This window comes from Bacillus sp. JKS001846 (genome assembly GCF_900176455.1).
In the GTDB taxonomy this organism is placed as follows: Bacteria; Bacillota; Bacilli; order Bacillales; family Bacillaceae_G; genus Bacillus_A; species Bacillus_A cereus.
Window position 1 is genome coordinate 4,557,723 of the sequence record NZ_FWYG01000001.1, and the last position, 12,552, is coordinate 4,570,274.

The following is a 12,552-nucleotide window of genomic DNA, read 5'->3' on the forward strand; positions in this document are numbered from 1 at the left end:
TAACCATCCATTCCGTTTTATTTTCATGTTACGATATAAATGTAATACGACATATATCGACAAAGATAAAAGGAAGTGATTGTATGAAACGTTCTAAAACATACTTAAAATGTTTAGCATTATCCGCTGTTTTTGCTAGTAGCGCTGTAACTCTTTCAACACCTGCTGCTTACGCTCAAACGACGTCACAAGTTGTAACAGATATCGGGCAAAATGCAAAAACACATACGAGCTATAATACATTTAATAATGATCAAGCTGATAATATGACAATGTCTTTAAAGGTAACTTTTATCGATGACCCGAGCGCTGATAAACAGATTGCCGTTATTAATACAACTGGTAGTTTTCTAAAAGCAAATCCTACTATAAGTGATGCACCTATTGATAACTACCCAATCCCTGGTGCTAGTGCAACATTACGTTATCCTTCACAATATGATGTTGTATTTAACCTTCAAGATAACAGCGCTCGTTTCTTTAACGTAGCACCTACAAATGCTGTAGAAGAAACGACTGTAACATCTAGCGTATCTTATCAACTTGGTGGCTCTGTTAAAGCTTCTGTAACGCCTAATGGCCCTAGCGGTGAAGCTGGTGCAACTGGTCAAGTCACTTGGTCTGACTCTGTAAGCTATAAACAAACTAGTTATAAAACAAATTTAATTGACCAAACGAACAAAAACGTAAAGTGGAACGTATTCTTTAACGGATATAACAATCAAAACTGGGGTATTTACACACGTGACTCCTATCATTCTTTATATGGAAACCAACTGTTCATGTACTCTCGCACATACCTATATGAATCTGATGCAAAAGGTAATTTAATACCGATGGATCAACTTCCAGCATTAACAAATAGCGGTTTCTCTCCTGGTATGATTGCTGTTGTTATCTCTGAAAAAAATACAGATCAATCTAACTTACAAGTCGCTTATACAAAACACGCCGATGACTACCAACTTCGTCCAGGCTTCACATTCGGAACTGCAAACTGGGTTGGAAACAACGTAAAAGACGTTGATCAAAAAACATTTAATAAATCATTTACACTAGATTGGAAGAATAAAAAGTTAGTAGAGAAAAAATAAGTAAAAAAACGAAGGGACTATTTAGACTCTTCGTTTTTTTACTTATTCATAATAAGATCCCGCGAGTAATACCGTCGCTATGAAATTCCATGATATATTTTTAGGCATCTCTTCACCTTTATTTTGAAAAGCATCCATTAAAATATCAATGCTTTCATCACTTATAATCAATTTATCCCCTTTTATTTCCTCTTTATAAAAAGACATATTTTCTCTCCTTTACTCTCTTATACATATCCCTTGAAGACTCTCTTTTTCTTTCTATCACACTAAACCACGCACCACTTCTTCTAATAATAAATTCAACCATTCATCCAATTTGTTTTAAAACACTCTAATACACTCAGCTTTCTTTCCATAGTACTATCTCGACATTATACTCATTCTTTAGAAAAGAAAAAGCACTTCTCATTGCTTCATCTACTACAATAAGGCTAGAATAAATTAATCCTCTTTGAGCATCGTCATATCCAATGAAATGTAATACTTCTTTTGTATATAACATGAAATCTTCTAATTCTAATTGCACACCAAAGTCCCAATTTTCATGTGCATACCATACAATAATCTTCTTAGACAATAAACTAGTTAATTCACGTTCAAATTCTTTTATTTCATTGATAACTTGTTCAGCATTTAATTCACTCATAACTTTGATAGGATTCGGTGTTTCATCAATTAAAAAGTTTACTAATGAAGCAATTTTCTTCCCGCTAATAATCTCAAATTCTTTTATAGACGGACATAACATTAAAAACTTTTCTCTAGTAGCCTTTTCCTCTACCTTTTCTCTTAACATTGCAATTTTCTTTAGACGTTCATTCACATTTATCACCTCATACATTCAGTAAATTAACATAATAAAGCCTATCATCCGTTTGAAAATACATAATCGATCCGCGGCTATAATAATTAACAAATTGAACCTGCTCCCCTAGTTCATTACAAAGATTACTATCGTACACTTGATTATTGTTTAAATCATAAACAACCAATTTTTTATCTTGAGTAATGAATACTACTTTACCTTGAGCAACCGCAAAACTTTTCGACCATATTTTCCTAGTTACATGTATTTCATTCCACGACATATGAATTTTTTTATCTTTCATTTGAACTAAAGGAAATTCTGAATAATAATAGAGCCAAACATCTCCATCTATAACATTCATTGCATAACAATCATCTATATACGGTATATTATATTGTTCTACATATTGATCATAGCTATCAAAAATCAATTGACCTGTAGAATCAAAAGCAACTATACCATTTGCTCCAATTGGAGACTCTCCAAAAATTCCTTCATCACAATAACTAACCCATATATCTTCGTTCACATCAACCTGACAATCTTGAACCCCTTCTCCAATATAAAACTTAACATATTCACTCCCATCCGCATTATAAATAACCGCATTATCATCTTCATAGTGAAATATCAGTAACCATTTCTCGCCGATTCGTTGCATACATAACACTGATTCGACATCAATATCTACATTTAAATTAAAAATATTTATATTCACATTATTTTTATCTAAATCAATAATAAAAGGTCGATTCTGATTGTCTTTTACTAGCAAAATTACATTTTGTTTATAATCCAAACTCATTTTTTTTAATTGATAGCCTTCAACAATAGACTTAAAACTTATTAATTCTTTACATACAATATCTTTCATATATATCAAAAACCTCTCGTTTATTCTAAACATAAAAAATAAGCATCAAACTTCCTTAATATTAATAAGTTTGATGCTTACTCACAATTATTATTTAAAATATTTTTATCAAACCGTAGATAAACGATGTGGATCACAGAAAGTTTCTGTATCAATCTCTTTTTCCAGCCAAAGGTCAAAGAGCGCACTAATATCTCCATCTCCTTGTTCCATCATATACTCTTTTTCTGCTTGATGAATAGGTAATAACCAAAATAAATCAAGCTCCTTTTCTTCAAAAAACTCCATTAGCTCTGGAGACTCTCCTGCCTCAATAACTGCCGGGCTTACTAAAAGCACATTCATTGAAAAATCAGATTCAGCATCCGCATTAGAAATTGTATCCTCATAATCAAACGAGGTCTCATCTATAAATGGATAATGTGCTAATCCAGCAAGCAAATCAATTATTTTCTCATTTTGATTTGCATTTAACCAAATTAATTCTCCTTTAGCACCATTGGTCATATATTCATCTGACATCCCTAATGTCACATATGTCCATACTGGCCTATCTTCATTTTTCGGGAATTCTAAAACGTATAGCATTCCTTTTTTTAGAGCGGTATTATCTAATTCTACTCTTTTAGCTCCTCTTTCACCCCAGGTATATTCAAGAATCTGACTAGGCTCTCCAAAATGTTCATAGTACTTTTTCTGAATGTCACTTAATTTATTTTTTCGAAAAAAATTCATTTATGCTCTACAACCCTCTTTCTACTATACAACCTTGTTATTAAAGATAGATTTCTTCTTTCCAACTACTGGATTTAGATTGAACTACTATTAGATTTTCACTTTCCCATTTTAAGGTACCCAAAAATCTTGCATACACCATTTCATTTCCTACTTCTTCCACCAATAGTTGATCTCGAATCTTTAATCCCTTTTCATCATACACTTCACATCGTAGTTGGAAACCTTTAACACGATGAATTCCTTTTAATATCGCTATCCTCTTACGGCTTGGGCTTTTCTTAGGTGTCTTCCCAACTAAAAATATTCCTTCATAGTTTTGCTTCACAATTTCATCTAAAGATTCCTCTATATACCCTTTAACAACAGATGATGAAAGAGTAGAGTTTTCTTCAAGTCCAGGGACAACATATTGGCGTACTAATTTGCAAAACTCTTTGTATTTCTCTTCAACTGAATTTAATGCTAAAAAGTCCATAAAATCATATGGAACATATATACGAATTTCACCCAAAGCTCTATTCACTTCATATGAAATATCAGTGTTTTCGTTAGCTAAACAAAAGACAGTTACTTTTTCAATCTCTCTTAATCCCATCTCAAACTCGCTAACTTTCTTTGAGAAAATTAGCTCAAAAATTCTAATTTCATGTACAAGCAAATAATGTTTTTTAGGACGTTTTTTTTTCCAATCGTAAAACTTTACTTCAAGCAATATAATTCACTCCTTTAAATTTATCACCATGGCATCGGGGACCTATGATACCTTTTATTAATTTATTAAACTGTACTCCTTTTTCATTCTACCTTATCTATATTTTTAATATGCTCTACTCACAATGCACGCGGTGACATAACAGCCATAAATACATCACTTCTCTCACCTGGTGCCATATACATTCCTTCTGCATCTAAATATTCAATCGAAAAGGCTGCTAGCTCATACGCCATTTCTTGATCGCATTCAAAAAGTGGATTTATAAAAACCTCACTTCCTGTAATCTTTTGTAAATCTTTCAAACAGTTAGACTTACTTCTTGCATATTCAGCCACATTCTCATTAGCCCAAGACCACATCCAACTGTTACTCTTTTCAGACCAAGAACCTATAAAAACAACACTAAATTCAAGTAATACTTGACCATTTTTTTTAAACTGTAATATACATTGATCTTGATCATACCAATACTCATCAAAGTTATAGATATTATAATACGAAATGAATTTTTGCTGTTTACTTTCTAATTTGTCATAACACATAACAAGATAATTTTCGAATTGTTCATCCGTCATTGCCAATTATCACACGCTCCCTTCATTCAAGATCTCCACTACAAACAATATATCTTATATCTTACTCTCTCAAAACCTATATAAAGTGAAACTTTAATTAGTCCTTACCAATTGGGCTTTTACCGGTAGCCCCCCGCCCACATATCATATACGTTTCTATCACTAAGATATCTTAATATATACAAAGAAAGAAGAACTTATATAAGCCCTTCTTTCCATAAATTGTTTCTTTACTCCATCTAATTTATTTTATCACGATAAATAAATTCACTATTACACAAATGCACCCCAACCGTCTGTATATCCACCAAACTCTTCACCCAGTTTATTCAATTCCTTTTGCATCTCTACGATATCCTCATAAACTAAGTACATCTCTTTAGAACAAGTACATGTCCAATCTTCAAATTCTTCATTATAATCTAATTCACAATTTAAGCCCAGCTCTTGTAGTCTGCCAATTATTTTTTCTCCATTACCTTGATCAGGAATTGCAATAAAGAAATCTACTATATGTTTTTTATTAAAACCTATACCTTGTTTATATAACATATTTAATACTTGTCCATCTTCATCTTTTGGGAATTTCATTATTTCTCCCCTTTTCTATAGCATATAATAAACCTTCATTTGGAACAAAAAATATTCCATTACTTAAAGTCCTCTTTACCCGTTATTTTTAAGTTTTTTCCATTCTGTATACCTAATATCGATCACTTCTTTTAATTTAAAGTAATTTTCCCAAGTATCTTGCACTTGATATAATGTATCACACTCTAAAAATACATCATCATAATCATCTAAATATAAACCTTTTTCAAAATCAAAATAATCTATTGCAAATTGATTCCCTTCATCATTTAACATGTCATCGCTTAAAACCCCATCCCAGAACATATAAACTTGAGTCCCAGTCATTTTTCTAAGCTTAAATTTATTAATTTCCTCTTCGGTCTCTTCTAAAAATTCATCACTAACTAAATTATTATCAATAATCCAACCTAAGAACATTCCAGTATGTACAAATGCTTGCTCCATCGGTAATTCTTGTGGGAAATCTCCTTCATAATGATATTTAGCTTTATCGTAAATTATTGTTTGGAACAAGATTCTCACTCCTATTTCACATAATATAATTGAGCTCAAATAAATAATTCTTTGATACACTTTTTAAAAAGGTAAGTTGACTAGACTCTGTTGGGTTTTTGCTTCCAAAGGCTAAGTCTATCGCTACTGCTCAAGGTTACAGTGCACCATCATCACTCGCAGGCACTATCTCAAACCGGCTAAAATTCGATATGGGCTTTCCAGTATTATAAAACCTGTAAATAAAAACCCCTATAAGTTACATTCGAAGTTTGTATCTAATCATAAAAACGTCAAATGTTTCCTTCTAGGGGCTACCAATATTTATGATTAATAGAAAATCTAGAGTTTAATGTTTTTCCAACCAGAAAAACCAGATATAAACAATTAACCCTACTATACTCACGAAAATGAATAACTAACCTTGTTTATCCTAGATTCATATTAGAAAGAAAGTTTTCAAATAACTCCAATTCAAATTTATCCCTCGTCTTTAAATACTCTCTCTTTTTCTCAATGATTTGTTCTAATATCTCTTCTTTATTTAATAACAAGGCTAATCCAATAGCATTTTGTGCTCGCGTCCCATCAAATATTGTCCCTATTAATCCAGCCTCATCATCATCATCTCTTACACATAAATCAAATACATTTTCCATATCTACATACTTATCAATATATGGAATGAAGTATTCCTTAACTTCTTTTAAAATATCCATAGTAACAGGTAAAATATCTTCTTCCTTTTCAACACGCCACCTTTTTTGCTCTCTATAGACTAAATTCCCTAAATCAACTCCAATTGTATAGGTCTCCTTTTTCTCTCTAATTGTTAAACCGTCAGCCCATTGATTTTTCATATTTTCTAATTCATCAAAACGAATTCCCACATCCACCGTCACATCAAAATCTTCTAGGTGATTGATAAAGGCTAAATGTATACCGATTTTTCCTTTATCAAATTTTTTCACCAGGTCTTGTTGTGTAATTCTAGTCTTATAACCGTTTTCTTTTAATGCTTCACCTAGACCTTGCAATAGCTTTAATTTTAATTTTAATTCTTTTTTGTTCATATAATTCCTTCCGCTCTCTATTTTGATTTGTCCCACGAGGATTAGATACATGTCCTATCCTATATATAAAGAAAAAAGAGCCTATATTCGCTCTTCCTTCATATACACATTTAACAAATGCATCTTTCTAACCACTAACTTTTCTGGTGATATATTAATAGCCTCTAAAAGCAAACTGAATATACAAGTATGTACCAACACCATAAATAACAAAAGCAACTATAGTAATTAGCCAATTTTCACGAGTTTTTTGTACATACTTCGAACATGCCCAAAAAAGAAGTAAAATAATTAATTGAATTGCAGTCACTTTTGAGACAGCAATTATAGTAGTTTCCGTAACAAATACTACCCATGTCCCGAACAACATCCGAATACAAAAAATAATCGCCCCAATACGTGTTTCAGTATATTGTTTATTTATATTTATAAAAAATATATCTTGCAACATAACAGTTAATGTTAATACAACTACTAAAGCCAAGATAGAAATGAATTCTAAAAATTCTATAAGCACTTTTAGTCTCCCTTTTGACATCATTTTATTATAATTTTCATTAAAGATTCTTACTATCATGTAACTAGGTCTACAAATACCCTCTCATTATCTATACAGTTTTCGCATACATAATATGAAAATAACAGCTAAGAGCATAAATAATAAGTGCAATCATTGTAATATACCACTTTCCTCTGTACTTCTTTACACACTGCATAAGCCCCCAAAGGAAAAGTAATATGATTGATTGAATCACTAAAATATTTAGCGTCCCTAACAGAGTAGCTGTCATAGGGTAAATGATCCATATACTCACCAATGAACGTATAGCCATGACCGTAGCAAAGATTTTCCTATAATGAGACAGTCTTATACTACCTATGCAGTACTCTTGTAAAAATACGATAGATGCTACTAGCATATTTAAAACCAAAATTAATAAATATCCAAAAAACTCTATCAACTCTAAATTCTCCTTCATAAATTTATTTACGATTTCCTATCGCATCAAAAGTTAACAATTCACTCCGAAGTTTTATAAGTTACTTTTTCAAAAATACTAGCTAATATTCCAATAATCATCAAAGAGATTATTATTCATACATTCATTTTATTACTGAAGGACGACCTATTTAAAAATCCAATTTTTTAGCGGACTTGAAATAGTCTTGAAATTTATCATCGATGTCCTCATCTTTACTAAAAAAAAGCGTTACATACGAATCCCAACAAACAATTTCAAGTTTTGCTTGAGGGTGCTGAATATTCGGACTTGGTACCCAGAGCCCTTCATTTCCATTTGCATAGGGTTCTACAAGCAAATTATTAATATCAATGTTTATAGACTTATCAAACGCAGATAGTACACCCCAAATAAATTGAGGATTATATTTCTTTACGAGATTTGAAAGATCTTCACCTGCTATCCAAACTATTGGATGCGACATTTTAGGATAATCTCGGATAAGTTTCTCTTCCTGATGTGCGACACTCTCCATTTCTGTTATAAGCCAATTAAACTCTTTTTCCCTACCTTGAAATGAGTCAAAAACGGAAGCTAAAACTGTATATTTAGATCCATGTAAAATGAAGTTCATCCAATCCCTCCAATTAGTAACAATCGATAAGTTAGCCTTCTTGAACTTATTATGTGTAGCTAATTAAACAAATACCAATGAATACTGTTACTATACACAATATAATAGTTGTTGCAGTATCTAGCAAAATGCTTACGGCTAGGAAAATTATTAATTTAAGAGCAAAAGAAGACCCTTTTTCTTTCCATTGCCGATAGATTTGCATCATTGCATAAATTAATGGAATCATACCACCTATAATCAGAATAATCCCTATTATTTTCCCCATGTTTCCCCTCCTTTTAAATATTCGAATCAATATATATACTATATAATCATACACCCTCAAAATATATCCTTATATTTTTGAAGTTATTTTACACATACAAAACCCTCTAATCATAGCTACACTCGTATTAAGCGCATTGTTAAAAGTTATATAATCTTTCATTCTGTAATTAACGGAACTTTCCATCTGCTAAAAACGTTGCCATACAGCTTAACATTTTCTAAGGTATTAAATTTCCTAAGATATCAATTAGCTCTTCTAATGCTCTTCCCAAATCGTTTATATTGTCTCGTTCATCAAAACCTTTCTCCATTAATTCATCTGCTATAATATCTCTCAATTTATTTATTTTTTCAGTTTCTATCATACGTAAGTCTTCATAAGCATTTAACCATAGTAAATGTTTATTTTGTGATTCTAATGTCTGTTTCAATAAAATCTGCATCTCTTTATTTAATTTAAACAAACTTATTTTTTCCTTTCCTTATGTATTTTGAACCTTTAGCAAAAGTTGTAATTACTTTACCTTTTTTATTTAAAACTACTACAGCCTGTTTACTAGTATATTTAGTTCTACCGCCACTTTGTATAACTTTTTTACCAGTTTTAACAACATTTAAAATGGCCTTAGATGATACTCCTACACCATCACGACTAATTGCCTATACCATTTCTTTCCTTTCATAAACTCACCTCGCTGAAATATTTTTCAACACAATAATGTTACATATTCAAATCTAAATGAAATAAAGAGTAAAGTAAATGCAGTTTAAAAATAAATACATCTATCATAAAAAAAGAAAAGACGATTTCTTTTCTCATTAATGCTTGTAGTATCCCACCCCATTTAATGATTGATAAAATAAGAAAAGGGCTTTTTTGGAATCATCGGTTAAACTTGCAATTTAGTTGCAGAAGGAACAAACTGATGATGCGGAAAAACGTAGTATATAGAAGACTATGTAAGGAGTTTGTCATATGATTGATAACAGAATTTCGAAAGATTATGACCATGAAATAGATGATTCTTTAAAAGAAATTACAGATACAACCATCTTACTTAATTTTCAAAAAGCGATTGTAAGTTTATATCCTCATCTAATACCAATTCATGCTTTTGCCTATGACGCATGGGATGATATTGTAATGCCATTGTTTTATGAGATGGTATATAAAACCTTTGCTTTTAAATACGGGATAGATATTAACTTTAAAGAAACTCATACCTATATGTTTTCGCTTAATAGTTATAAAGGGATACATCACATCGAGTGTGTTCCAAAGTGCACGACATTTAAGATTTATATTAACGAAGAATGGATTGAAATGGATAATAAAAGTTTGAAAGAAAATGTATTTGTATTTAAGTCATTTGGGGATGGATTGCATTTTCTAACTGGTGGAATTGAAATTGCAGATGCTTATCGTGTAGGATTTGACCTTGTTGAGGTTGATATTGTTTCTACCATAACAGGTCTTCCATCTAAAACAAGTATTTTTATTGATAAAGAGCATGTAGACTTTGTGTTTGTTGCAGAAACATATGATACAAATATCCAAAATTAAAAATTTTATGTAAGAAAGTAGGAAGAATATCTTCATTACTACTCATATCAAATAGTTGTTTGAACACGCTCCGCTATTATATATACAAACTTCCTACTACATTTCATATGAGAAAAAGTTATTACGATAAACAAAGAAAAGGTCTCCTAAAATATCTTTTAGGAGACCTTTTCTTATTAATAGATTTTGTAATTTAAGAGTAAACACTCTTAAATTACAAAATCCTCCGGAATAAACACTTTCACTTCTTTCGGCTGTACGTATACGAAATCACCCGCTTGAATGTTCAGCTGTTTGAACTGTTCTTTCGTAATTTCTGCTTCTAAATATTCATCTGTTTCGTCTCGTTTTAATTCTACATATACGATATTTCCGACTGCGTGAGAATAAGATACTTTTGCTGGGATTGCATCTACACTTTGTTTCGTACGAGAGATTGATAAGTCATGCGGCCTTACATAGGCTATTCCGTCTACGTTTGAAACGTGCTTATGCTCTGGTGCTTCTAGTTCGACCGATCCTACATTTAGCTTTCCTTTATGAACGCGGCCGTGAAATAAATTTACATTTCCTAAAAAGTCATATACAAACGGACTTGCTGGATTTTCATATACTTCTTCCGGTGTTCCCATTTGTTCAATGCAGCCTTCATTCATTACAACGATGCGGTCTGCAACGTCTAACGCTTCTTCTTGATCATGCGTTACGAATACGCTCGTAATTTGAAATTCGTCATGTAATTTTCGGAGCCATCTTCGTAATTCTTTTCTCACCTTTGCATCGAGTGCACCGAACGGTTCATCAAGTAATAAAATTTTCGGTTCGACTGCAAGTGCCCGGGCTAGTGCAATACGTTGACGTTGTCCACCAGATAATTGCGCTGGATAACGTTTAGCAAAGCCATCCATTTTTACGAGCTTTAATAATTCTGTTACCTTTTCTTCTATCGCTTCTGCTGACGGTCTTAAGCTTTTCTTTCTTACTTTTAAACCGAAAGCGACATTCTCAAATACATTCATATGTTTAAAGAGCGCATAGTGCTGAAAGACGAAACCGACTTGCCTGTTTTTCACGTGAATGTCTGTTAGATCTTCCCCATCAAATGAAACAGAGCCTCCATCCGCTTCTTCTAATCCTGCAATAATGCGTAATAACGTCGTTTTCCCAGAACCTGACGGGCCTAATAAGGCAACAAGTTCACCTTTTGGAATATCCAAATGAATGTCTGTTAGTGCTTGAAATGTACCATATTGCTTTGATACACCTTGAATTTGAATACTCACCGTAATCCCCCTCTTATTGGCGTTTTTCCATTCGCCATTCAATCCAGTTTTTTATAATGAGTGTAAACACTGCAATTAATGACATTAACGTCGCTACTGCAAATGCTGCTGAAAATTGATATTCATTGTACAAAATTTCAATATGGAGCGGCATCGTGTTCGTAATGCCACGCACGTGACCTGATACGACAGAAACGGCTCCAAACTCACCGATAGTACGGGCATTACATAGAATCATGCCGTATAAAAGACCCCATTTGATATTTGGAAGCGTAACGCGCCAAAACATTTTCCAGCCACTTGCGCCAAGTGATAAAGCTGCCTCTTCTTCACTTTTCCCTTGCGCCTGCATAATCGGAATTAATTCACGTGCAACGAACGGGAAGGTTACAAAGATTGTTGCAATAATAATGCCTGGTACAGAGAAAATGAGTTTCACTCCATGTTCAAGTAACCATTCGCCAAGAGCACCCCTCGGTGTGAAAAGTAAGACGAATACTAATCCTGCGATAACTGGTGACACAGCAAACGGCAGTTCAATAAGAGAGAGTAATACTTGTTTTCCTTTAAACTGAAACTTTGTAATAAGCCACGCGGCCGCTACCCCAAATATCGTATTAAGCGGCACAACGATTAACGCAACGAGAAGCGTTAATCTAATTGCTGAAAATGCTTCTTGATCTGTAATAGCGGCAATGTATACATCCATCCCTCTTTCAAAGGCTTTTAGAAAAATAGTTATGAGTGGCAGTAATAGAAAGAGAGATAAAAATAAAACTGTAATCGTAATTAATACGCCTGGTACAAGCTTAGATTCTTTTTTAGCTGATACGCTTTTTACTATTTTCTTTTCTAATAATGTTGGTTCCATTT

Annotated in this window: 18 protein-coding genes; 2 read left to right on the plus strand and 16 right to left on the minus strand. The window is 32.5% G+C overall.

Annotation, left to right across the window (positions count from 1 at the left end; all coding sequences use genetic code 11):
- The first annotated feature begins 83 nt into the window (after positions 1–83).
- Positions 84–1,094, plus strand: coding sequence for a beta-channel forming cytolysin CytK2 (gene cytK2, locus B9A45_RS24320; RefSeq protein WP_084065244.1), 1,011 nt, complete (start codon positions 84–86; stop codon positions 1,092–1,094).
- Positions 1,095–1,136: 42 nt separating this feature from the next.
- Here the strand turns inward: cytK2 and B9A45_RS32315 are convergent, their stop codons facing one another.
- The 14 genes from B9A45_RS32315 to B9A45_RS24385 form a co-directional block, all read right to left on the minus strand.
- Positions 1,137–1,301 carry a hypothetical protein gene (locus B9A45_RS32315; protein ID WP_000011709.1) on the minus strand — a complete coding sequence of 55 codons (165 nt, stop codon included), beginning with the start codon at positions 1,299–1,301 and terminating at the stop codon, positions 1,137–1,139.
- Positions 1,302–1,437: 136 nt separating this feature from the next.
- Positions 1,438–1,920 carry a hypothetical protein gene (locus tag B9A45_RS24325; protein WP_001005736.1) on the minus strand — a complete coding sequence of 161 codons (483 nt, stop codon included), beginning with the start codon at positions 1,918–1,920 and terminating at the stop codon, positions 1,438–1,440.
- Positions 1,921–1,930: 10 nt separating this feature from the next.
- Positions 1,931–2,779, minus strand: a complete 849-nt coding sequence (locus B9A45_RS24330) for a hypothetical protein (RefSeq protein ID WP_142263089.1) — start codon at positions 2,777–2,779, stop codon at positions 1,931–1,933.
- 108 nt (positions 2,780–2,887) lie between these two features.
- Positions 2,888–3,514: a suppressor of fused domain protein gene (locus B9A45_RS24335; protein WP_084065246.1), complete on the minus strand. Its 627-nt coding sequence runs from the start codon at positions 3,512–3,514 to the stop codon at positions 2,888–2,890.
- A 40-nt stretch (positions 3,515–3,554) separates the two neighbouring features.
- The gene (locus tag B9A45_RS24340; RefSeq protein ID WP_000895167.1) at positions 3,555–4,229 is read right to left on the minus strand and encodes a hypothetical protein; all 675 of its coding nucleotides are present in this window, start codon (positions 4,227–4,229) and stop codon (positions 3,555–3,557) included.
- Between the two features lie 119 nt (positions 4,230–4,348).
- Entirely contained in the window at positions 4,349–4,813 is a 465-nt protein-coding gene (locus B9A45_RS24345) for a DUF6882 domain-containing protein (RefSeq protein ID WP_084065249.1), read from the minus strand.
- A 267-nt stretch (positions 4,814–5,080) separates the two neighbouring features.
- Positions 5,081–5,398 carry a ribonuclease E inhibitor RraB gene (locus tag B9A45_RS24350; protein WP_016109472.1) on the minus strand — a complete coding sequence of 106 codons (318 nt, stop codon included), beginning with the start codon at positions 5,396–5,398 and terminating at the stop codon, positions 5,081–5,083.
- Positions 5,399–5,473: 75 nt separating this feature from the next.
- Positions 5,474–5,914, minus strand: a complete 441-nt coding sequence (locus tag B9A45_RS24355) for a DUF7832 domain-containing protein (protein WP_084065251.1) — start codon at positions 5,912–5,914, stop codon at positions 5,474–5,476.
- Between the two features lie 407 nt (positions 5,915–6,321).
- Positions 6,322–6,966 (minus strand): hypothetical protein, encoded by a 645-nt coding sequence (locus tag B9A45_RS24360; RefSeq protein WP_084065254.1) that lies wholly within the window; start codon positions 6,964–6,966, stop codon positions 6,322–6,324.
- Positions 6,967–7,120: 154 nt separating this feature from the next.
- The gene (locus B9A45_RS24365; RefSeq protein WP_000904358.1) at positions 7,121–7,483 is read right to left on the minus strand and encodes a hypothetical protein; all 363 of its coding nucleotides are present in this window, start codon (positions 7,481–7,483) and stop codon (positions 7,121–7,123) included.
- Between the two features lie 91 nt (positions 7,484–7,574).
- Positions 7,575–7,928 (minus strand): hypothetical protein, encoded by a 354-nt coding sequence (locus B9A45_RS32320; RefSeq protein WP_179135408.1) that lies wholly within the window; start codon positions 7,926–7,928, stop codon positions 7,575–7,577.
- 169 nt (positions 7,929–8,097) lie between these two features.
- Entirely contained in the window at positions 8,098–8,562 is a 465-nt protein-coding gene (locus B9A45_RS24375; protein ID WP_084065259.1) for a hypothetical protein, read from the minus strand.
- A 49-nt stretch (positions 8,563–8,611) separates the two neighbouring features.
- Entirely contained in the window at positions 8,612–8,830 is a 219-nt protein-coding gene (locus B9A45_RS24380; RefSeq protein WP_016109469.1) for a hypothetical protein, read from the minus strand.
- Between the two features lie 220 nt (positions 8,831–9,050).
- Positions 9,051–9,296, minus strand: coding sequence for a hypothetical protein (locus B9A45_RS24385; RefSeq protein WP_000475560.1), 246 nt, complete (start codon positions 9,294–9,296; stop codon positions 9,051–9,053).
- A 512-nt stretch (positions 9,297–9,808) separates the two neighbouring features.
- Between B9A45_RS24385 and B9A45_RS24390 the strand changes: the two genes are divergently transcribed.
- A complete protein-coding gene (locus tag B9A45_RS24390; RefSeq protein WP_000566763.1) occupies positions 9,809–10,396 on the plus strand; it encodes a hypothetical protein in 588 nt (195 codons plus the stop codon).
- A 209-nt stretch (positions 10,397–10,605) separates the two neighbouring features.
- Here the strand turns inward: B9A45_RS24390 and B9A45_RS24400 are convergent, their stop codons facing one another.
- Entirely contained in the window at positions 10,606–11,679 is a 1,074-nt protein-coding gene (locus tag B9A45_RS24400) for a sulfate/molybdate ABC transporter ATP-binding protein (protein ID WP_000027104.1), read from the minus strand.
- Between the two features lie 13 nt (positions 11,680–11,692).
- Positions 11,693–12,550 (minus strand): sulfate ABC transporter permease subunit CysW, encoded by an 858-nt coding sequence (cysW, locus tag B9A45_RS24405; protein WP_000433834.1) that lies wholly within the window; start codon positions 12,548–12,550, stop codon positions 11,693–11,695.
- Positions 12,551–12,552 lie beyond the last annotated feature (2 nt).